Source organism: Alteromonas sp. ABV4_150, assembly GCF_056311745.1.
On sequence record NZ_CM149971.1, the window covers coordinates 387,622 to 408,796 of the forward strand.

Genomic DNA, 21,175 nt, shown 5'->3' on the forward strand with positions numbered 1-21,175 from the left:
TTTTTTGTTCTTTTAGCTTTTCGCCATTAGTGATTCGATTTCGTCAATCTCTTTAGGTACATCAGATGTTAGGACCTCTACACCCGATGCAGTGATGACCACATCATCTTCAATGCGCACGCCTATCCCCTTGTACTTTTCAGGTGCTGCGCTATCTTGACTGATGTAAATACCCGGCTCTACCGTTATAACCATTCCGGGTTTCAATGGGCGATCTTGACCATTGATTTTGTAGTTACCTACGTCGTGCACATCAAGCCCTAAGAAGTGACCTAACCCGTGCATATAAAACTGTCGCCAGCTTTCATTTTCAAGGTTTTCTGCCACACTACCTTCTAAAACACCAAGGTCAACTAAACCTTCAGTAATAATCTCCGCGCTGTGCAGCATTGCTTCAGAAAGCGTGACACCGGGCGCTAGCATGTCCAATACACTTTTTTGCGCTTTTAATACCACACTGTAAATTTCTCGCTGAGCGTGACTAAACTTACCACTTACAGGAAATGTTCGGGTAATGTCTGCAGCATAGCCTTGATATTCTGCGCCTGCGTCGATCAAGATCAAATCACCGTCACTAACCTGCGCGTTATTTTGCGTGTAATGCAAAATACAGGCGTTATCTCCACTTCCCACAATTGTGCTGTACGCTGGAGAACGTGCGCCAGCCATAGCAAACTCATGGTGAATTTCAGCTTCTAACTGGTATTCAAAACAGCCAGGAGAAGCAAACTGCATAGCACGTTTGTGAGCCCGTGCACTGATTTCACCTGCCGCTTTCATCATTGCTACCTCACAGGCAGATTTGAATAGTCGCATTTCATGAAGTTGAGGGCGTAAATCATGCACCGCGCACGGCGCTAAGGATTCTTTTGGCGCTTCACGCAAAGTGTTTAAGGCTTCAGTAAATAATCGGTCATGATTTTTGTTATGACCTAAAGCGAAGTACACATTATCTTGACCTTGAATAGACGCCAACAAGGCTTCTTCTACTTCATGTGTTTCAAACGCTTCATCTAGGCTGAATCGGGACAGCGCAGCTTCAGCACCAAGGCGCTTACCGTGCCAAATTTCAGCGCTCTTGTCTTTTTCCTGAACCACCATTGCGCGATAGCTCTCGCCGTAGCGAGGATGGTTAGACAATATTAACCATGCATTAGGCTCTTCAAACCCCGTCAAATACCAAAAGTCGCTGTCTTGTCTGAAGGTATATTCGGTGTCTCGGCTTCGCGTAACCAGCCCCGCTGCAGGCACTATGCACACACTATTCGGTTGGCACTGTGCCAGCAACCTATCTTGCCTGGCAATAAACTCTTGCGCGCTAATCATAAACTAGAAAACCCTAACTAATTCACTGTAAAGTAACCTGTTTAAACAACTGCTACTTTTAATTTTCACTTAGTACTAGTGTACGGATGGCGTGTCTTGTTGATCATCAAGAAGTGATTGACCCAGTTCGCTGAAGCATAAAATAGCTGAGATTTTCACGTATTCTTCTACTTCAAAGAGCGCTTTTTCAGATTCTTCATCCGCATCCATTGGCTCTTCCATACGAGATATATCTGAGAAGTCTTCAAGGGCTTCTTTAACATCGTCAGAACACTGCACAAGGTCCTGCTGATGTAAACCAAAACCAAGCATGAAACCCTGCACCCAGTTGATGAGCGCAGCGCCGCGGTCATTAATAGGTGCGTGATCTTCAGGAAGCAGCAAGCCAAGCGCAAATTCAGGCTCTAACAACTGCTGACAAGTTTGATTGAAAAGCGTGTTGAGGAGATGTTGAGCTTGGTCACTAAATTTATCACCTTGATTAATGGTTTCGCTGAGTGCTTCCATCCACTTCTGATCGGTAAGTGACATGCCACCGCAAAGCATTCCAGTTAGAATACCGTGCACTTCTGCCGCGTCTACAATGATACCCTGCTGTGACAATTTATTAGTTACGCTATCGTAATCGAGCTGTTTTTCCACGATTCGTTCTCTTTATTGAAGATGAGTTGAGTTTTCACAGCCCTTTTGGTTCGGCCGTTACTCCGTGATGGCGTTAATACTAGCAAAAATCAATATACAAAGCCCACTTTTGCCAATTTAGCGTGCACTGATTAAACAGCGTATATACCGTGAAGTTTATACTTTATACAACAGTGACACACATTGTTTACTGAATGTTCAAACAATACCGAATTGACGTTAATTTAACGAAATGCACGCTGCTATGCCTAGCAACCAGAGCATAATTAATCTAAGATCGCAGATGTTGGATACGGAATTCCTCTCGCAACATTAAATCAAAGAGTTGCAAGTCTCTGGCTGAATTAGCTGGTTGGTTGTTATTGAGCTTCTCTTGTATGCGTGTATAATTGCTGACCAATTGGTCAAGAAAATAGTATTTTTTTACCGCTTTTATATTCACCACGCAAAATAGTTATAAAGCGCCTTAGGTGATCCTCTTCACTGGATCTCGCGTTTGTTATACCCTGTTGCGTTAATACAACAACAATGTTTCCTGGGATGTTTGCTAGTTCATTCATGTCCCTGGCCGATGCTTTAAACCTAGGAAGTTGAAACAGCTGCTATTGTGCAAGCTCGACGCGTATCGAGAAGCCTACGGCAATTGTGATTCTTCCGCCCTGAACTTTTCGGTTCACGGGCGAAACATGGACAGCGGCATTCTGGGAAGCGCCCTCTTTCGACGGAAGAAGAAATGGCAATAATAAATTTTGGCTCTATAAATATTGACCACGTTTATCAGGTAGACCACTTTGTACAACCTGGAGAAACGTTGGCCTCGACCCATTACCAGACGCTACTTGGTGGTAAGGGTGCAAACCAGTCGATTGCTTTAGCGCAAGCAGGTGCAGACGTACGTCACGTCGGCAGCATTCACGAAAACGACGCCTCTTTCAAACAGGCCCTTATTAAAAAAGGGGTAGATTGCCGTGGTGTTAAGTGTTCAGAAGTTCCTTCTGGTCACGCTATCATTCAGGTTACGCCTAGCGGCGAAAATGCCATTGTGCTTTTTGGTGGTGCTAACCAAACCATAACAGCAAAAACGGTAATGCAAGCGCTGGACGACACTCGCCCTTCAGACTGGGTACTAACCCAAAACGAAACCAGCAGCATTGAAGAAGTACTTCGCCAAGCGAAAGAAAAGCAGCTTAAAGTAGCCTTTAACCCAGCGCCTATGAGCGAGTCGGTTAAACAGCTACCACTGGAATGCGTTGATTTGCTCATTGTTAATGAAACAGAAGCGGCAGCCATAACCGGCAAAGAAGAGCTTGAAGACATTGTGACAGTGTTCAAAGAACAATGGTCACACTGTGAAGTTATAATCACACTGGGTAAAGCCGGTGTAATGATGCTGCGCAAAAATGAAGTTGTAGAAGTAAAAGCATTCTCTGTTGATGCGGTAGATACCACCGCAGCAGGTGACACCTTTATCGGTTATTTCTTGTCTGCATACAGCAACCACACCGATGCTAAGCAAGCATTGCGTCGCGGGTGTGCAGCTTCTGCCATTGCAGTAACTCGCGAAGGCGCGGCACAGAGTATTCCAACACAAAAAGAAGTGGATCGTTTCTTAGCGAAACACGCCAACTAGCAAGACGCACTGAGAAAATTCGATGGCACATAAAATCATATTAGATACAGATCCGGGGATTGATGATGCAATGGCGATTTTTTTCGCCTTTCAGTCTCCAGACATTGAAGTACTTGGCTTAACGACCGTTTACGGTAACGTTCCAGTAACAATGGCAGCGCAAAACGCACTGACACTTTGTGAAATTGCAGGTAAAGATATTCCTGTAACCAAAGGCGTTGGTATGCCATGGGTTGGCCCAGAGTCAAACTATGCACACTTCGTACATGGTGAATACGGCTTTGGTCACATTAAGCCTGAAGCACCTAAGACCGAGCTTGACCCACGCAGCTCTGCGCAGTTTATCGTTGATATGGCGCGCAAGTACCCGGGCGAGGTCACCATTGTTGCTATTGGCCCATTGGGTAACTTGGCACTTGCACTTCGTCTTGAGCCAGAACTGCCTAAGTTGGTGAAAGGCGTTAGCATTATGGGTGGCGCTGCGTTTGTACCTGGCAACGTCACGCCTGTAGCAGAGGCAAACATCTGGAATGACGCCCACGCAGCAGAAATCGTTTTTGCGGCAGATTGGGAATTAACCATGTTTGGTTTGGACGTGACGAACTTCACGCCATTCTCGCCGGCTTTTGTTGAAAAGCTTGAAGAGAAAAACAATACCCTTGGCGGTTTTGTAAAAGAAAGTGCCCAGTTCTACATGGACTTTTACTCGCAAAACCGTGAAGACCGTGTTTGTTTCTTCCACGATGCATTCCCAATTGCTCACCTTCGCCACCCAGAGTTATTCGAATTGACCGAGGGTCACGTTCGCGTTGGTACTGGTACGCTTGACAGAGGCCAAACCGTGGTTGCGCCAACAGGCACTACACCTAGCCCACTTTGGAACGAAGCTAATACTATTAAAGTTGCAACTAAAGTTGACCATCAAAAACTGGAACAACTATTCGTAGACACCTACGCTCTGTGATATGTTTAAGGGATTGTGAATAAACAGTCCCTTTTTTATTTCTGCGTTAGGTTGTTATAAATGGAAGCAGCTGCACTCCCTAAAAATGAAGACGAGCGTCTTGCCGAACTACTCAGTTATGATGTTCTCGATACCGAAGCAGAGCAGCTTTTTGACGACCTCACAACGTTAAGCTTCTCAGATATGCGAAACCCCCATTGCACTTATTAGTCTTATTGACCCTGACAGGCAGTGGTTCAAGTCTCGCGTTGGACTAGATGCAGAAGAGACTTCCCGCGAAATAGCTTTCTGCTCTCACGCCATTTTACAAGAAGAAGTTTTTGAAATTCCTAACGCCACGTTAGATCCGCGATTTCACGACAACCCTTTAGTGACCGGTTCACCAGATATACGTTTTTATGCGGGCGCGCCACTCATTACTCCATCAGGCCATGCTATTGGTACGCTTTGTACCATCGACCGCAAGCCTAAAACGCTAACTGAAGCGCAAAAGACATCATTGCAGACATTAAGCAAATCGGTGGTAGCCCATTTAGAGCTAAAGCGTAAAAACCGAGAACTTGAGCGTACTAGCCAATTTAAATCTGACTTCCTATCCTACGTTAGTCACGAAATCAGAACGCCGCTGAATGCAATTAACACTTTTAGTCAGTTGCTCGAGGGAGAAGCTCAAAAGTTGGGTTTGCCCTCATCTTTTACCACACCGCTCTCTCATGTAAGTACAAGCGGCGAAAGGCTGTTAGAAATTGTAAATTCAGTTCTAGATATCAAGCAAATAGAAGCTGGTAAGATGCGTGTTATGCCCCGTGCGGTAGACACTAAAGACTTTTTCACACATCTATTTTCGTTAACTAAAATCCGAGCCGAAGACAGCGGTATAGTATTTTCGACAAAAGTTGATGAAGCAATGCCCGAATCTTTGTATTTTGATGACACTAAGTTTGGGCAGATTGCACTTAACATACTGTCGAATGCGATTAAATTTACCAATAAGGGTAAGGCTGTCAAAGCGCAAGTGAAATACAAAAATGGCAATGTTGTATTCAATGTCATAGATGAAGGCATCGGCATTAGCGATGATGATCAGAAGCGACTCTTTAAGCCTTTCGAGCGAATGGGTAACGCTCAAGAGATTAGTGGAACTGGCTTAGGCTTAAATATATCTAGGCGTCTTATCGAGCTTATGGATGGGACAATTAAAGTTAGCAGTAAACTAAATCACGGAACCCGCATTAGCGTTACCTTGCCTGCCGATGCGCTAAGTGCGAACCAGTTTGTTGAGGCACAACCTCAAAGCTTTGTAGCACAAGTTAACGTTGATAAATCTGCAAACGTGTTGGTGGTTGAAGACCACTATATAAACCAAGTGGTTATTCAGACCCTGTTTGAAAAATTAGGTGTGTCATTTTCTGTGGTAAGCACAGGTGAAGAGGGGGTTGAATACGCCAGGTCTAACCCCGTCGACTTAGTACTAATGGATCTTAACTTACCCGGCATTCAAGGCGACGAAGCGACGGCACAGATAAAGGCTCAAAAGCCAGGTTTACCGGTTGTTGCACTGACGGCTGACGTGATAACTGAGTCAAAGTACTTGCGAGAGCGGGGTCTTGATGATGTGTTAACTAAACCCATCGATAGTAGCGAATTGGTTCGAGTGCTCAATCTTCATTTGGGGCGAAAAGGCAGCTAGTCTGCGGTTACACAAAGCAGGGCTACCAAATATGCGAGTAGATGTTTCAAAAGAAAGGATGCAAGCCAGATCACTGCTGCGTAGAAAGCTTCGTGAAGCGCGCCGTGGTTTATCTATGGAACAACAGGAATACGCTTCACAGCGCATCTCGACGCAACTTAACACCCTGCCCTTCATCAAAAATAGCAAGACCGTGGCGGGATACTTGGTTAACGATGGCGAGGTAAACTTAAAAAATTATATTGAATCAATATGGCAACTCTCGCACAAAGCGTTCGCGCTGCCTGTGCTACACCCTATATGCAAAGGGCACTTGCTTTTTTTATCTTATTCCCCTAATTCTCCGTTAATTAATAACAAATACAATATAGAAGAGCCTGTATTGTCCTGTCAGGCCGTCATTCCTGTTACACAATGCGATGTTATTCTTATGCCACTAGTGGGCTTTGATACAAACGGAAACCGCCTGGGTATGGGTGGGGGCTATTACGACCGCACCTTAAGCTTTACACAACGCAAATTCAATTCTCAGTCAGCCTTAAACCAGCATACTCCAAAATTAGTGGGTATCGCTCACGATGTGCAAGAAGTTGATGCCCTTCCAACTGCGCCGTGGGATGTACCGCTTGATGCTATCGTGACCCCTTCTCGCTCACTTATATTCACTAAACCGTAATTTCACTATATCAAATTGAACATATGAACTTATGGGTTCATGTGCACTTATAAGTTACACTTGCAAGCATAATAAGTTGGAGAGTAACCATGGATCAGAACGAAAAAAAGCAAGCCGTAGCCAAAGCAGCCATCGACTATGTTGAAGCAGACAGTATTGTCGGTGTGGGAACGGGCTCTACTGTTAATTTTTTCATAGAAGAACTGGGCAAAATTAAGCACAAAATTGAAGGTGCGGTTTCAAGCTCAGAAGCATCTACCGAGCGTTTGAAAGCCTTAGGCATTGAAGTCTTCGAGTTAAATGAAGTTAGCAACCTTTCAGTTTATATTGACGGTGCCGATGAAGTTACTGAACACAAGCATATGATCAAGGGCGGCGGTGCAGCCCTGACCCGCGAGAAGATTGTTGCAGGTGCCGCTACCACGTTTGTTTGTATTGTAGATGAAAGTAAGCGTGTTCAAGTATTAGGCAGTTTTCCACTTCCCGTAGAAGTGATTCCTATGGCTCGCTCTTTTGTCGCTCGCGAACTGGTAAAACTAGGTGGCGACCCCGAGTATAGACAAGGTGTAGTAACAGATAATGGTAACGTTATTTTAGATGTACACAACCTTGAAATACTTAATCCTCGTGAGCTAGAGCAAAAAATCAACAATATTCCAGGAGTGGTGACTAACGGCATTTTCGCCCTGCGTGGCGCAGATATCGTGTTAAGTGCGACCGATAGTGGTGTTGAAACCTTTAAGTGATAGCCCTTAAAAAACACTAAGTACAGCCAATGGCACAACAAAACGACTCGTTTACCTGTGCCTTGGTATTGCATCGCCAGAAGTGTTACTGCTCAATGACTTAGTTGATGAGCATAAACGGATTAGGCACTTTAGCCGCGGATAACACGGTATTTTGATGAAAAGCTACGCAAAATACTGCTTTCAACTTAACGTGTTTTCTGTTAATTTCCGTTTAGACGTCTAGATGTCCTAAGTAGTAAATCTTTTTGCGACTAGATGTATATGTCGCTTTAGGTTGTAAACCTTTTTTATTAAAGCAATTAGCGTAATTAAAAACGCTAGATAGCAGGCGCTAGACCAGGCTCTATCGCAAAGAAAGTAGTGCATATTTAGATTATTTACTACTGAGAAAACCACGATAGTCTATGGTTCGCATTGCCAGCAACCCCAATTAAATCAGCGAGAGATAGCGAGTTCATGAGCAAAGTTTCATTAGAGAAGGATAAAATCCGAATTTTGTTGTTGGAAGGTGTTCACCAAAGTGCTTTGGAAACACTACAAAGCAATGGGTATAGCAATATTGAATTTCTCAAAACCTCTCTTCCTGAAGATGAGTTAATAGAGAAAATCAAAGACGCCCACTTTGTTGGCATTCGTTCACGCACTCAAATTACTGAAAAAGTAGTTGATGCAGCACAAAAACTTGTTGCCATCGGCTGTTTCTGCATTGGTACCAACCAGGTTAACCTTGAAGCCACACAGCGCCGTGGTATTCCAGTTTTCAACGCGCCTTTTTCTAACACACGCTCGGTTGCAGAACTCGTTCTTGGACAAATTATTCTTTTGCTTCGCCAAGTACCAAGCAAAAATGCTAAGGCACACCGCGGTGAGTGGGAGAAAACCGCAGTAGGCTCTTATGAAGCTCGCGGAAAAACCTTAGGTATTATTGGTTATGGCCACATAGGCACACAGCTTAGTATTCTTGCTGAACATCTGGGCATGCGCGTTCAATTTTTCGATATCGAAGACAAGTTAGTGTTAGGTAATTCTGCTCAGGTGAAGTCGCTTGAAAAGCTACTTAATACCTCTGATGTAGTATCGTTACACGTTCCCGAAACGCCTCAAACCCAAGATATGATTGGCGAAAAAGAACTGTCTCAAATGAAAGAAGGCAGCATTCTTATTAACGCATCGCGCGGAACCGTAGTTGATATTGACGCACTTGCTAAGGCGCTGGAAAGTGGCCACCTTAACGGCGCTGCCATCGATGTGTTCCCCGTAGAGCCAAAGTCTAACACTGAGGAGTTTGAGTCTCCGCTTCGCGCATTTGATAACGTTATTCTTACGCCACACGTAGGCGGAAGCACACAAGAAGCGCAAGAAAACATTGGCATTGAAGTAGCAGGTAAGCTCGCAAAATACAGCGACAACGGCTCTACTTTGTCTGCGGTTAACTTCCCTGAAGTATCACTTCCTGAGCACACTGGTCGTTCGCGTCTGCTTCACGTACACAAAAACCAGCCAGGTATACTTACGCAAATTAACAAAGCATTCGCTGAAAAAGGCATCAACATTGAAGCGCAATACTTACAAACAAACGCTGAAATAGGGTACGTGGTAGTGGATGTTAAAGAAGATCGCGGCTATGAGGCATTGGCAGAGCTTCAACAAATTGATGGCACAATTAAGACTCGTATTCTCCACTAAGAAGCCTTGTTTGTAGCCAAACAAAAACGCTGCACTATGTGCAGCGTTTTTTATGCTTATCATTTTACTTCAATACTTTTTACTTCTATTTTTTGAAGGTCCTATTGACCTTTAAACAAATTAGTTCGGCTTAGAAGAAGTTGTAAACTAGGCTAACAGCAGTTTCAGTATCAAGCTTTTCTACGTCATCATCAACGTTGGTGTTGTGGTCTAATTTAAATGAAAGACGCATAGAAAGGTTACCGCTAATGGTAGCAGTTAGGGCTGACTCAGCACGTGACTTAGTGTTGTCAGAACCCACTTCTGTACTCACTGTTTGAGTAAATTTAGCAGTATCAGAAATCTTCCAAGAATATGCTGATGATGCACGAACAATCATGCTATCAAGGTTTTCACCGTCTTGAGTTTCAATGAAAGAATAACCCGGACCGATTGAATATTCTAAGGTATGGCGCTTGTTTTGAAGAACCTTTTGGTTCCAACCCGCAGCTACAGTAGCCTGGTAGTTAAAGTTGCTGAATCGGTCATCTTCATAAGATGCGAATCCGAATAAACGGTTATCTGGGTTGGCGAGTTTGTAGTTACCCTGCGCTGAACCGAAGAACTTTTGTGCAGAAGTAAATTCAACATCTTCCCCGTCATCGCCTTCTACCGTCTCTTTCTTGTAAAGACCTTTAAGAATGTAGTCGTTACTCCACTTCTCAAGTTCTTGATGCGCTTGAATACCTGCGCTGATAGATGTTGTTTCAGTGTTACCTGATGTAGAGATAAAACCTAGCTCACCTTCCATTGTAAAAGGCTTCACTTCATCGTCTTGAGCGAAAACAGCCGGAGAAAGAGAAATTGCAACTAGAGATGCAAGCACTTGCTTTTTCATTGAACAATCCTATTGATTATCGGTCCATTCGTTGTACGCGATACCTTTTGAACTGCAAGGCGGCACAACACGAGTTTTAAAAGAAGTCTATTAAGTAATGCACGAGAGAAACTGGCATCACAAACAATGGTGCGCAGTGTACATTTTCAAGCCTCTCAGTCAATGCGAACGCGGCAAAAAGCCTAAATTCGACTGTTAATTTACACTAATTGACTAAAAGAATTGATAGACCAGCGCTACCGATGTTTCTGTGCTTAACGCCGCAACATCTTCAGGGGTGTCTGTTTCGTGATTTAATATGAATGATAATTTCATTGCCAATGACCCAAACACATTGGCAGAAAGCGAGGTTTCTGAGCGAGATTTTGTATTTTCTTCGCCGGCCTCTGTGCTAACGAATTGCCTTAATTTTGCACCCGAGCTCCAATGATATTTATACTCGGCAGACGCGCGCACTATAATGCCGTCATTCACAAGGCTCTCGTTATCTTCTTCCGCTTCAATAAAGGTATACCCTGGTCCCACACTATAACGAAATTCGCTATCTTCATTTCGCCATACGCGCTGTGACCAACCCGCGGCTAATGAAGCTCTGTGCTCATACCCTGTAAATTTATCGTCTTCGTAATCGCCATACATGAAAAGACGGCGGCCAGGCGTAAGCAGTTTATAGTCGAATTGTGCGCTCGTGAAAAAGCGTTGTGCGCTGATATCACGCTCTGTGGTAGGCGTACCACTCTCTTTATAAAGCAGTTCAGCAAAATAAATGCTGCTCCAGTTTTCGGTTTCGTGGTCAGCGTTGACCGCTGCTTTAATGCTGGCTGCAGAGGTGTTGCCGGTATTAACTAAAACACCGAGCTCTCCGTCTAATGTAAAACGCGGTATTTCATCATCGGCGTCGGGAGTGAAATCTGCATGATAAAGCGTTTCAATGAGATCCCTCGCGTTTGCAGATAAACACACGCCAATACAAATGGCACCGACAGCAACACGTGGCCGGAAGATTTTTCTAAACATAATCTGATTTTACGTCGAGCTTTTATAGTTATTAGATTACGTCTATTTGAGACGCACGTAATACCAATCCTCTGGGGGAGCTTTACTCTGTTTTAACAATATAAAAGTGCGGTGACAGAACTGATGCACTGAAAGCTCAGTGAATAAGCGACACAATTTTTGCTGTTTCTTGCTCAGCATATTCAATTGAATTACTTATCACTTCCATGTCGAGACTTACTGTATTGGCTATCTCTGGCGTGAAAAGTTCAATATCAGCATAACTTTCTTTATCAAGTTGGCTAAGCGTAATACGACTTGCAAGAGCAAGGACACAAATATCAACGTCGGACGTGTACTTTGATTCGTCGTTCATAAATGTTACCGGATAGTACAAACCAATAGGTAAGTGCCATTTTTCGAGTATGATACCGCTACACTGTGCAAACGTAAAACCGAAATGGGCAAGCTGTTCAATATGCGGCAACTCGCTTTTTTGAGTATGACGATAATCGTCGTAACGCTTTGGTTCCTTTTTTGCGATAACGAGCTCACTGAGGTTCTGAAGAATCCCCATGACAAAGAAGCGTTCAGCGCCACGAACATTTAGTCGCATGGCCAGACTCTTCGCGACCATGCCGCAATAAACTGAGGCATGCCAATGTTTGTCTAAATCAATTAACAATGTATCGAAGTGCTTAAAAGCCGAGGTGGCCGTTTCAGCGATGACCAAATTATAGAGTGCTTCACCGCCTATGACGTTTATAGCTTTTGTAACGGATTCGATTTGAGAGGGGAAACGAAAAAGCGAACTATTGGCCAGGCGTAACACTTTAGCAGTGAGAGAGGGGTCGGCACTGATTAGCACAGCAATATCTTCCATACTAGAACGAGGGTCGTCTAGCGTTGAACGCAAGCGCATACATATATCGGGTAACGTAAAGGATTTACCGGCGTACGAAACATACTTATCTAACGACATTAAATATTCTCAAACTCTCTTTTAACCACTTTCAGGCGGCTTATCGAAAAGAGGAATCTGCTGCGCTGTTTCCTCACTTTTAAGCCCTTGCGCTTTGCGTAACTTAGCCGCTACTGCTTTTTTACGTCTTACACAGGCACTGATTATCTTTCGTTTTGTAGCATCATCTACTTTCAGCCAATAAAGGCGTTCATCTCGACTTCTGTAACAACCTTTACAAAAACCTCTTGGACCTGACTCACAGACGCCAACACATGGGCTTGGAATTTCAAAGAATTCAAGCTGTTGGGACTGCGCTTTTGGGTCCGTCATTTCAGGCTTGCCACCCTTAGTCATTGAGATGTAAGCACTGACATCATCAGCGCCTAGTTAAATTAAAACGTATACTTACGCGTCTAGCCAGTAGACATTAGCAGTAATCTAATGCATGAAGTACATGGAATACACTAATTGCGTGCGTGTGTTAGCTACCCGTATCGACATATTGTTTTTAGCATAGCATGAATATCAATCCACAAGAGTATATTCAATGGTAGACACTACCCGCACTTTCTTTAAATGTGGATGATGACTGTCGCGACTAGAAATACTGAACTGCCCTTGGTTAGCGCGCTTAATTTTGCCCAACGTACTTTTTGAATCTTTGGCAAATTTTTCCGCAACCTCTCTCGCATTGAGCGTAGCTTCTTCAATCATTTCCGGCTTTACTTCGTTTAAGCGGGTAAATACATAGTCGGGCTGAGCGCGGTAGCTTTGGTCTGACAATACAATACCAGTTTTAATTAACTCCCCAATTTGCTGCATAAGCGCTCGCACCTTTTCAACATCATTTGAAAAGACAGTAACGGTTTGAATGGCACTGTAGCGAAATGGCGCTTTTTCACTACTTCCGTATTGTTGCGCCAATTTGTCATTTATTTCAGGCTTTCCAATAGTAACGCTTTCTGCTGAAATGCCCTTCTCTTCTAAAAAGTTAGCCACCTGAAGGCTATTCTTTTCAATATGTTCATACAGTTGAGGTAAGTCATTGCCCGCGTCGACAAATTGAATAGGCCAAATAACCTGATCAGCAATGTATTCTCGCTCTGACAATCCTTTTACGGTTACTACTCTATCCCACGTTTGCATATCGTTCATGGCAGAAGACACCTGAACACCAAGTAAAGACACAGCAACCACCATGCCCATCGCCATTACTATTGCCGCACCTATTTTCATTCGAATCTCCATTCTTTCTGTTTTCAACAGGATACAAGTGAATATAAGCTTTTCAGTTTTACAAAACGAGATAAAAGCTGACCAATGGTGGCAAAAAAAAGGCCACTCAAATGAGTGGCCTAAAGAGCCCCTTAAGGGGGCAACGCTTGGGTAGACGGGAGAGTTAACCTTTACGCTGTATGAGGTAATAAAATACCGGAGTTAAGATAAGTCCAAATACCGTAACACCAATCATGCCTGAGAATACTGCCACACCCATGGCCTGACGCATTTCAGAGCCGGCACCGGTTGATACCGCCATTGGCAGCACACCCATGATGAAAGCAATGGATGTCATTAGTATTGGACGAAGACGTAAGCGACTTGCTTCTTTAATGGCTGAAAGCGCGTCCATCCCCTTGTCTTGTAGCTCTTTTGCAAACTCGACAATAAGAATGGCGTTCTTCGTTGCAAGGCCAACCAGTACAATCAAACCTATTTGGGTAAAAATATTGTTGTCGCCGCCATAAACTTGCACACCAATAAGCGCGCTCAGCAAGGTCATGGGAACAATCAATATGATTGCCAGTGGCAAACGCAGGCTTTCGTATTGCGCAGCCAGTACTAAAAACACTAAAAGCACAACCAATGGGAATACAAACGCTGATGCATTACCCGCTAATATCTGCTGATAAGTGATCTCAGTCCACTCGTAAGTCATGCCAAGGGGTAAGGTTTCAGCCAGTATTTCTTCAATAGCTGCCTTCGCTTGGTCAGACGAATAGCCTGGCGCTGCTGCACCGTTTATTTCAGCGGTGACGTATCCGTTATAGTGCATAACACGGTCAGGGCCTGCACTGTGCTCAATGTTCAAGAATGAGCCAAGCGGGATCATCTCACCTTGTGCATTACGCACTTTAAACTGCGTAATGTTCTCAATATCCTGACGGTATTGGGCATCAGCTTGTACATTTACTTGATACGTTCTACCGAACAAGTTGAAGTCGTTCACGTATAACGAACCTAAGTAGCCCTGCATGGTGGTAAACAAGGTATCGATGTTTACACCTTGGCTTACCGCTTTTTCACGGTCTACATCTACATCGAGCTGAGGTACAGCAACAGTGAAGCTAGTGAATGCATCGGTAAGCGCTGGGTGTGCCCACGCTTTGCCAATCACTTCTTGCGTTACGCGCTCAAGTTCTTCAAAGCCTAGGTTTCCTCTGTCTTCAACCTGCAAACGGAAACCACCAATCGTGCCTAACCCCATTACTGGTGGCGGCGGGAATATCGCCACAAAGGCACCTTTTATAGACCCAAAGTTCTGGTTAAGCTGGGCAGCAATGGCGCCACCAGATAGATCAGGCGTCGTTCTTTTATCAAAGTCAGTCAGGGTTGCAAACAACACGCCTGAGCTTGGACTATTGGTAAACCCGTTAATATTCAAGCCAGGGAATGCAATTGCATCTTCAACACCAGGGTGTTCCATAGCAATACGAGACATTTCACGGATCACTTCTTCAGTTCTGTCTAAGCTTGCTGCATTAGGCAGTTGAGCAAAGGCGACCAAATACTGTTTATCTTGCGGCGGAACGTAGCCTGTAGGTGTATTGGCAAACTGGAAGTAAGTGAGTCCTAGCAGACCCGCGTAAAGCACCATGATGATACTGCTTTTACGGATAAGCCCCCCCACAGCACCAGTGTAGCGCTTTGAGTTACGGTCAAAGAAACGGTTAAACGGTGAAAATACAAAGCGGCCAAACACTTTATCCATTAAACGGGTTAACCAGTCATTCGCTTTACCGTGAGGTTTCAACAGCAATGCAGATAAAGCAGGGCTAAGCGTTAACGAGTTAATTGCAGAAATTACCGTAGAGATAGTAATTGTTAGCGCAAACTGCTTATAGAACTGCCCGGTAAGACCGCTCATGAAAGCAGTAGGTACGAATACCGCAGCAAGTACCAATGTTGTGGCAATGATAGGACCGGTTACTTCTTTCATTGCCTGTACGGTGGCTTCAAACGGCGCTTTGCCTTCAGAGATATTACGCTCTACGTTTTCGACAACAACGATAGCGTCGTCCACAACAATACCGATTGCTAATACAAGGCCAAACAGAGACAGTGCATTCAGCGAGAAGCCCATTAGTTGCATAAACGCGAACGTTCCCACAAGTGAAATAGGTACTGCAACGAGTGGAATAATAGACGCACGCCATGTTTGTAAGAACAGTACAACAACAAGTACAACTAACAATACAGCTTCAAGAAGTGTACTAATTACCGCTTCAATCGAACCGCGAACAAATACGGTAGGGTCGTAGGCAATTTCGTATTCAAGGCCTTCAGGGAACGCTTTTGACAGTTCCGCCATACGAGCGCGAACGTCATCTGAAATTTGGATCGCATTAGAGCCTGGTGCCTGAAAAACCGGCACCGCTGCCGCAGGGTTATTGTTAATAAGTGAACGAAGTGCATAAAACTCTGAACCTAGCTCGATACGCGCAACGTCTTTCAGACGGGTTATTTCACCATTCTCACCCGACTTAACAATAATATTTTCAAATTCGGCTTCATCTTTTAAACGGCCGCGCACATTGATAAGCAGCTGAAATTCGCTGGTACCCGTAGGCTGTGCACCTAGGCTACCTGCCGCCGCTTGCTGGTTTTGGTCGGCAATAGCTGCTGCCACATCGCCAGGGTTTAACTGGAGCGCAGCCAGTTTGTTAGGGTCTAACCACACTCGCATGCTGAATTCACCAGCACCGAACAGGCGCACTTGCCCAACGCCATTGATTCGCGCTAGCTCATCTTTAACAAACTGATCGGCATAGTTTGAAAGATACAGCATGTCATAACGTTTATCGGGCGACGTTAAATGCACCACCATGGTTAAATCTGGCGAGGACTTTTCGGTAACCACACCTAAGCGCTGCACTTCTTGAGGTAAACGCGGTGTAGCACGATTCACACGGTTTTGCACCAGCGTGGTTGCTTCGTCTGGGTCTGTACCAATCGCGAAGGTAACAGTTAGCGTCATACGCCCATCACTGGTAGCTTGAGAAGACATATAAAGCATATCTTCAACACCATTAATCTCTTGCTCTAGCGGCGTTGCAACTGTTTCGGCGATAACTTCTGGGTTTGCACCAGGATAATTCGCAGTTACCACCACGGTAGGCGGCACTACTTCAGGGTATTCAGTGATAGGCAGTTGCCAGACAGCAAGAGCACCACCTATAAAAATAAGTAGGGAAAGCACGCCCGCAAAAATCGGGCGGCTAATGAAAAACTGCGAGATATTCATTACTTAAGACCTGCTGTTGCTGCACCTGAGGTAAATGAACCACCAGATAAAACATCTTCAACCTGCGCCATGCTTTGGGTTACTTGTGTTGCATTATCAACACGTGACTGCCAGCTAGATAAGTTTGCCAGAGCATCTTCATCACCCATAGGCACTTCGTTAGCGGCGACCTGGGCACCAGGGCGAACGCGCTGAAGGCCATCAACCACAATGGTGTCGTTTACATTCAAGCCGCTTGTGATGATGCGCATGCTGCCCACTTTGTCGCCTAGCTTAACCGCACGGTATTCCACTTTACTTTCGTCGTTTACAACCAGTACAAACTTATTATTAAGATCTGTGCCGATAGCTTTTTCTTTAATAAGAATGCCCTGTTCATCGGTGTCACCTGCCAATTTTAAGTGTGCAAATAGGCCAGGAATTAAACGACCTTCTTCGTTATTAAATACGGCGCGAACGCGAAGTGTGCCTGTGCTACCGTTAACCTGGTTGTCGATGAAATCAATTTGACCCCAGTGGTTATAATCAGACTCGTTAGCAAGGCGCATCGCTACTGGCTGCTCGCTCACTGCTGTTGAAGCCGCTGATTTATCAGTTAGATAGTTTAGGTACGTCTGCTCATCAATATCGAAATACGCATATAAACGGTCGGTCGATACGATGCGAGTCAACTCTGTTTGTCCAGCTGTAACAAAATTGCCTTCGGTGATATTTGCACGAGATATGCGACCTGAAATAGGCGCTTCGACACGAGCAAAGCCACGATTCAAACGCGCTACTTCCAGCGCTGCTTGCGTTTGATTCAAGCTGGCTAGCGCTTGGTTTTTTTCAGCTAGGCGAGCATCTAACACTTCTTCAGACACCGCTTGTGTCTTGCGAAGTTTAAAAGCTCTGCTGTAGTTTTGCTCCGCCAATTTAACGCGGCTCTTCGCTTCTTCAAGCTGCGCAGTTAAGCGGTTCACTTCAGCTTTAAATGACCGATTATCAATTAAGAATAACGTTTGCCCTTGTTCAACGTACTCTCCTTCATCAAAAGCGACAAAATCGATATAGCCCGATACGCGAGGTCGAAGTGCAACAATGTGCGGCGATTCTAAACGGCCAGTGAAATTATCCCACTCAGTTAAACGCTGAGTCACTACGGTAGCCACATCAACAGGAACGCCTGCATTTTTGTTTGCGCTCATTGATTGACTTGGATCCTGCTCGTCACCACCGCATGCAGCGACAAGCGCAGTTAGGCTGACTATTGCCAATAAACGGGTAAAAGTATTCATTGCAAGATTCTCTAAAAAGTTAGACTAAAGTTTGATGCCGCGCATTATGCACACCCTCAAACAATAAAAATAATTATCTTTTTATATGAAACATATCACATGATATTATGTATCGGAGATCGGGCTAAAAGAGACAACTGCTTTTAAAGATTTGAAAGCATGGTTTCGTAGAGAAACTAAAAATAACCGTATAAAAAGCGTGAACTTAGGAAAATCAAAGGTTACAGCGGTGGAGTGTACCAATGTCGCTCGTCGCATTCATTTGGAAAATAAATGCTTTTAGCTATAACCTATAACTAAACTATGTCAGTTAAATTACATAGCCAAAAACGAGGTAAACGGCAGCTTTTTTCATTGTTCGATTGATGAAAGCAGATTGTCCGCAATAGACACCGGAGACAACCATGCGTCCACATGATTTAAATTTATTGATGATTTTTGATGCCATCATGACTGAGGGTGCCATTACTCGCGCAGCCGATAGACTATCGATGACGCAACCTGCGGTCTCTAATGCATTGTCCCGCATGCGCACTGCTTGGAACGACGAGCTATTTGTAAAAGACGGCCGTGGTATTCAGCCTACCTCTTTTGCTAAAAACTTGTGGAGTCAGATTCAAGGCCCGTTAGGCGAACTTGAAGTTGCCGTTAACCCAACTGACTTTAACCCTGCAACGGCTAAGCGTACCTTTCGTATAGCTGCAACTGACAGCATCGTTTCTATGGTGTGGGGGCCGCTACGCAAAGTTATTGAGAATGAGGCGCCTGGTATTAATATCCATGCTATTCCTAATTACGATATGGAAACGGATAAAATACTTAAAGATGCCGAAGCTGAACTGACCTTCTCTAAACACCAAGAGCCCGGCTCTGTAATTCGCTCTGAACATGTGCTTGACCCAAGCTGGGTTGTGGTAATGCGCCCCGATCATCCACTAGCAAAATCACAACTATCGTTGGAAGACTTTGTAGCAGCAGATCACTTGCTAGTGTCAGTGACAGGCGATGTAACCGGCCCAACCGATCAGGCGCTCGCTAATTTGGGCCTCAAGCGCCGCGTTGCTATGTCAGTAAATCAGTTTTACAACGCTACCCCGCTATTAAAAGAGAGTAACCTTATTTGCGTTGCGCCCTCGCTTGTAATGGAGAGAGAGATTTTCTCAGGTGAACTAGCAGTGTTTGAAACGCCTGTAGAAATTATTAGCTCCCCTCTATCTGTAATGTGGCATAAGCGCCAAGACCAAGACGCTGGCTTGCAGTGGCTTAGGGGCTTAGTAGTTAAGTTTATACGTGAGCGTGTTCAGCGCCACGAGATGCTGCTGTCTCAGTGCTGCCGCAAAGCATATTGTGCCGATACGGTTAAACGCTTTATGGACCAGCGCAATATGGATTGTAAAGAATTTACGCCAGCGCATTTGAAAATGCCCAGCAATGATGAAATGGCCGAAGGACGCGACACCGTAGCGGTTGGAAAAGAAACGGCTTAATACTAGTCCGCTCAGATAACTCACCACTCAGCGAGACTTAACATGTTTGTAATCGCGGCCTGTTACCGCAAGTAAAGTGGTTCTAAAACATTCAAAGCGCAAATAAAAACCCGCTTAAAAGCGGGTTTTTAAAGTGACTTATAAAGAAGCTAATTTACTTCTTTTTCTTTGCTTTCGGGTTTGGCAGGTCAGTAATGCTTCCTTCGAAGATTTCAGACGCAAGACCAATTGATTCGTTAAGCGTTGGGTGAGCATGGATAGTTAATGCTACGTCTTCAGCATCAGCACCCATCTCAATAGCTAGGCCGATTTCGCCAAGCATTTCGCCCGCGTTGGTACCTACCATAGCACCACCGATTACGCGGCCCGTTTCTTTTTCGAAAATCATCTTAGTCATACCGTTAGTTGCATCAGATGCAATGGCACGGCCCGAAGCTGCCCACGGGAAGGTTGCTGTTTCATAGCTTACGCCCTGCTCTTTCGCTTCTTTTTCAGTTAGACCAACCCAAGCAACTTCTGGCTCAGTGTACGCTACTGAAGGAATAGCACGTGGGTCGAAGTAATGCTTCTGTCCAGCAATAACTTCTGCTGCAACGTGACCTTCGTGAACCGCTTTGTGCGCAAGCATTGGCTGACCTACAAGGTCACCGATTGCGAAGATGTGGTCAACGTTAGTACGCATTTGCTTATCAACGTTGATGAAGCCACGCTCGTCAACGTTTACGCCAGCTGCATCTGCGCCAACTAGCTTACCGTTTGGCTTACGACCAACAGCAACAAGTACTTTGTCGTAGCGCACTGGCTCAGCAGGTGCGTTCTTACCTTCAAATGTTACATACAAGCCATCGTCTTTTGCTTCAACCGCAGTCACTTTAGTTTCAAGCATGATGTTAAACTTGTCTTTGTAGTCTTTCATGAACACTTTCATGATGTCTTTGTCAGCGGCTGGAATTAGCTGATCTAAGAATTCAACTACATCGATTTTCGAGCCAAGTGCTTCGTACACAGTACCCATTTCTAGACCGATGATACCACCGCCTAGTACTAGCATTTTCTCTGGAATGTCTTTCATTTCCAGTGCGCCAGTTGAGTCAATTACACGGTCATCTTCTGGGATGAACGGTAGGCTTACTGGCTCAGAACCCGCAGCGATAATCGCTTTTTCAAAAGTAATAGTAGTAACGTCGTCACCATTTTTTACTTCTAGGGTGTTTGCGCCTGTAAATTTACCGAAGCCTTGTACATGCTTGGTTTTACGCATTTTAGACATACCGCTAAGACCATTTGTTAATTGCTTAACAACGCCGTCTTTGTATTCGCGGATTTTATCTAAATCGATGGTAGGCTCGCCAAACGATACACCATGGCTAGCAAGGTGCTTCGCTTCTTTCATCACTTTAGCAACGTGAAGAAGGGCTTTTGAAGGGATACAACCAACGTTAAGACAAACACCACCAAGCGTGTCGCGTGAGTCTACGATAACTGTTTCAATACCTAAGTCAGCCGCACGGAATGCTGCTGAATAACCGCCAGGGCCGCCGCCCAGTACCACCAATTGCGTTTTAATTTCGCTCATTGTGAACCTCAATCCTGTTCTTGTAGGGTCATGCTATTACTTTTGTGTAATAGCATAACCTAAATGCCGTCAAAAAGGCTGATAAAATCATCGAAAATGTTACTGATATTGTA

The 21,175-nt window shown here is 44.6% G+C and carries 16 protein-coding genes, 1 other RNA gene and 1 pseudogene; 8 read left to right on the plus strand and 10 right to left on the minus strand.

Annotation, left to right across the window (positions count from 1 at the left end):
* Window positions 1-12: 12 nt before the first annotated feature.
* Together pepP and ACYX4M_RS01690 are read right to left on the minus strand one after the other, a co-directional pair.
* Window positions 13-1,326 (minus strand): Xaa-Pro aminopeptidase, encoded by a 1,314-nt coding sequence (gene pepP, locus ACYX4M_RS01685; protein ID WP_476081627.1) that lies wholly within the window; start codon window positions 1,324-1,326, stop codon window positions 13-15.
* Window positions 1,327-1,401: 75 nt separating this feature from the next.
* The gene (locus ACYX4M_RS01690) at window positions 1,402-1,968 is read right to left on the minus strand and encodes a UPF0149 family protein (protein ID WP_334056814.1); all 567 of its coding nucleotides are present in this window, start codon (window positions 1,966-1,968) and stop codon (window positions 1,402-1,404) included.
* A gap of 529 nt (window positions 1,969-2,497) precedes the next feature.
* Here ACYX4M_RS01690 and ssrS point away from each other — a divergent pair.
* From ssrS to serA, 7 genes and pseudogenes are all read left to right on the plus strand, one after another.
* A non-coding RNA gene (gene ssrS, locus ACYX4M_RS01695) (6S RNA) lies at window positions 2,498-2,680 on the plus strand.
* A 21-nt stretch (window positions 2,681-2,701) separates the two neighbouring features.
* Window positions 2,702-3,598: a ribokinase gene (locus ACYX4M_RS01700; RefSeq protein WP_476081628.1), complete on the plus strand. Its 897-nt coding sequence runs from the start codon at window positions 2,702-2,704 to the stop codon at window positions 3,596-3,598.
* A 22-nt stretch (window positions 3,599-3,620) separates the two neighbouring features.
* Complete coding sequence (locus ACYX4M_RS01705; RefSeq protein WP_476081629.1) at window positions 3,621-4,562, plus strand: nucleoside hydrolase; 942 nt, start codon at window positions 3,621-3,623, stop codon at window positions 4,560-4,562.
* A 60-nt stretch (window positions 4,563-4,622) separates the two neighbouring features.
* Window positions 4,623-6,252, plus strand: a pseudogene (locus ACYX4M_RS01710) (ATP-binding protein).
* Window positions 6,253-6,310: 58 nt separating this feature from the next.
* Window positions 6,311-6,928 carry a 5-formyltetrahydrofolate cyclo-ligase gene (locus tag ACYX4M_RS01715; protein ID WP_476081630.1) on the plus strand — a complete coding sequence of 206 codons (618 nt, stop codon included), beginning with the start codon at window positions 6,311-6,313 and terminating at the stop codon, window positions 6,926-6,928.
* Between the two features lie 89 nt (window positions 6,929-7,017).
* The gene (gene rpiA / locus ACYX4M_RS01720; protein WP_476081631.1) at window positions 7,018-7,674 is read left to right on the plus strand and encodes a ribose-5-phosphate isomerase RpiA; all 657 of its coding nucleotides are present in this window, start codon (window positions 7,018-7,020) and stop codon (window positions 7,672-7,674) included.
* Window positions 7,675-8,133: 459 nt separating this feature from the next.
* Window positions 8,134-9,363 carry a phosphoglycerate dehydrogenase gene (serA, locus tag ACYX4M_RS01725; protein WP_476081632.1) on the plus strand — a complete coding sequence of 410 codons (1,230 nt, stop codon included), beginning with the start codon at window positions 8,134-8,136 and terminating at the stop codon, window positions 9,361-9,363.
* A 130-nt stretch (window positions 9,364-9,493) separates the two neighbouring features.
* On the opposite strand, the gene ACYX4M_RS01730 is transcribed toward serA, so the two are convergent.
* The 7 genes from ACYX4M_RS01730 to ACYX4M_RS01760 form a co-directional block, all read right to left on the minus strand.
* A complete protein-coding gene (locus tag ACYX4M_RS01730) occupies window positions 9,494-10,240 on the minus strand; it encodes a DUF481 domain-containing protein (protein ID WP_474871337.1) in 747 nt (248 codons plus the stop codon).
* Window positions 10,241-10,453: 213 nt separating this feature from the next.
* Entirely contained in the window at window positions 10,454-11,257 is an 804-nt protein-coding gene (locus ACYX4M_RS01735; protein ID WP_476081633.1) for a DUF481 domain-containing protein, read from the minus strand.
* Window positions 11,258-11,393: 136 nt separating this feature from the next.
* A complete protein-coding gene (locus tag ACYX4M_RS01740; RefSeq protein ID WP_476081634.1) occupies window positions 11,394-12,218 on the minus strand; it encodes an HDOD domain-containing protein in 825 nt (274 codons plus the stop codon).
* A 21-nt stretch (window positions 12,219-12,239) separates the two neighbouring features.
* The gene (locus ACYX4M_RS01745; RefSeq protein ID WP_334056796.1) at window positions 12,240-12,530 is read right to left on the minus strand and encodes a DUF1289 domain-containing protein; all 291 of its coding nucleotides are present in this window, start codon (window positions 12,528-12,530) and stop codon (window positions 12,240-12,242) included.
* 195 nt (window positions 12,531-12,725) lie between these two features.
* Window positions 12,726-13,436 carry an SIMPL domain-containing protein gene (locus tag ACYX4M_RS01750; protein WP_476081635.1) on the minus strand — a complete coding sequence of 237 codons (711 nt, stop codon included), beginning with the start codon at window positions 13,434-13,436 and terminating at the stop codon, window positions 12,726-12,728.
* A 163-nt stretch (window positions 13,437-13,599) separates the two neighbouring features.
* On the minus strand, window positions 13,600-16,722 hold the full coding sequence (locus tag ACYX4M_RS01755; RefSeq protein WP_476081636.1) for an efflux RND transporter permease subunit: 3,123 nt from the start codon (window positions 16,720-16,722) through the stop codon (window positions 13,600-13,602).
* Window positions 16,722-17,999 (minus strand): efflux RND transporter periplasmic adaptor subunit, encoded by a 1,278-nt coding sequence (locus ACYX4M_RS01760; RefSeq protein ID WP_476081637.1) that lies wholly within the window; start codon window positions 17,997-17,999, stop codon window positions 16,722-16,724. The genes ACYX4M_RS01755 and ACYX4M_RS01760 overlap by 1 nt, the downstream gene beginning before the upstream one ends.
* A 404-nt stretch (window positions 18,000-18,403) precedes the next feature.
* Here ACYX4M_RS01760 and ACYX4M_RS01765 point away from each other — a divergent pair, with 404 nt between their 5' ends.
* Complete coding sequence (locus ACYX4M_RS01765; protein WP_476081638.1) at window positions 18,404-19,486, plus strand: LysR family transcriptional regulator; 1,083 nt, start codon at window positions 18,404-18,406, stop codon at window positions 19,484-19,486.
* 154 nt (window positions 19,487-19,640) lie between these two features.
* On the opposite strand, the gene lpdA is transcribed toward ACYX4M_RS01765, so the two are convergent.
* On the minus strand, window positions 19,641-21,062 hold the full coding sequence (gene lpdA / locus ACYX4M_RS01770; protein ID WP_476081639.1) for a dihydrolipoyl dehydrogenase: 1,422 nt from the start codon (window positions 21,060-21,062) through the stop codon (window positions 19,641-19,643).
* Window positions 21,063-21,175: the final 113 nt, after the last annotated feature.

Excerpts from the sequence above, each read along its gene's own strand:
- pepP (WP_476081627.1), bottom strand. The coding sequence starts at position 1,326 with ATGATTAGCGCGCAAGAGTTTATTGCCAGGCAAGATAGGTTGCTGGCA.
- ACYX4M_RS01700 (WP_476081628.1), top strand. The coding sequence starts at position 2,702 with ATGGCAATAATAAATTTTGGCTCTATAAATATTGACCACGTTTATCAG.
- ACYX4M_RS01705 (WP_476081629.1), top strand. The coding sequence starts at position 3,621 with ATGGCACATAAAATCATATTAGATACAGATCCGGGGATTGATGATGCA.
- ACYX4M_RS01715 (WP_476081630.1), top strand. The coding sequence starts at position 6,311 with ATGCAAGCCAGATCACTGCTGCGTAGAAAGCTTCGTGAAGCGCGCCGT.
- rpiA (WP_476081631.1), top strand. The coding sequence starts at position 7,018 with ATGGATCAGAACGAAAAAAAGCAAGCCGTAGCCAAAGCAGCCATCGAC.
- serA (WP_476081632.1), top strand. The coding sequence starts at position 8,134 with ATGAGCAAAGTTTCATTAGAGAAGGATAAAATCCGAATTTTGTTGTTG.
- ACYX4M_RS01730 (WP_474871337.1), bottom strand. The coding sequence starts at position 10,240 with ATGAAAAAGCAAGTGCTTGCATCTCTAGTTGCAATTTCTCTTTCTCCG.
- ACYX4M_RS01735 (WP_476081633.1), bottom strand. The coding sequence starts at position 11,257 with ATGTTTAGAAAAATCTTCCGGCCACGTGTTGCTGTCGGTGCCATTTGT.
- ACYX4M_RS01740 (WP_476081634.1), bottom strand. The coding sequence starts at position 12,218 with ATGTCGTTAGATAAGTATGTTTCGTACGCCGGTAAATCCTTTACGTTA.
- ACYX4M_RS01745 (WP_334056796.1), bottom strand. The coding sequence starts at position 12,530 with ATGACGGACCCAAAAGCGCAGTCCCAACAGCTTGAATTCTTTGAAATT.
- ACYX4M_RS01750 (WP_476081635.1), bottom strand. The coding sequence starts at position 13,436 with ATGAAAATAGGTGCGGCAATAGTAATGGCGATGGGCATGGTGGTTGCT.
- ACYX4M_RS01755 (WP_476081636.1), bottom strand. The coding sequence starts at position 16,722 with ATGAATATCTCGCAGTTTTTCATTAGCCGCCCGATTTTTGCGGGCGTG.
- ACYX4M_RS01760 (WP_476081637.1), bottom strand. The coding sequence starts at position 17,999 with ATGAATACTTTTACCCGTTTATTGGCAATAGTCAGCCTAACTGCGCTT.
- ACYX4M_RS01765 (WP_476081638.1), top strand. The coding sequence starts at position 18,404 with ATGCGTCCACATGATTTAAATTTATTGATGATTTTTGATGCCATCATG.
- lpdA (WP_476081639.1), bottom strand. The coding sequence starts at position 21,062 with ATGAGCGAAATTAAAACGCAATTGGTGGTACTGGGCGGCGGCCCTGGC.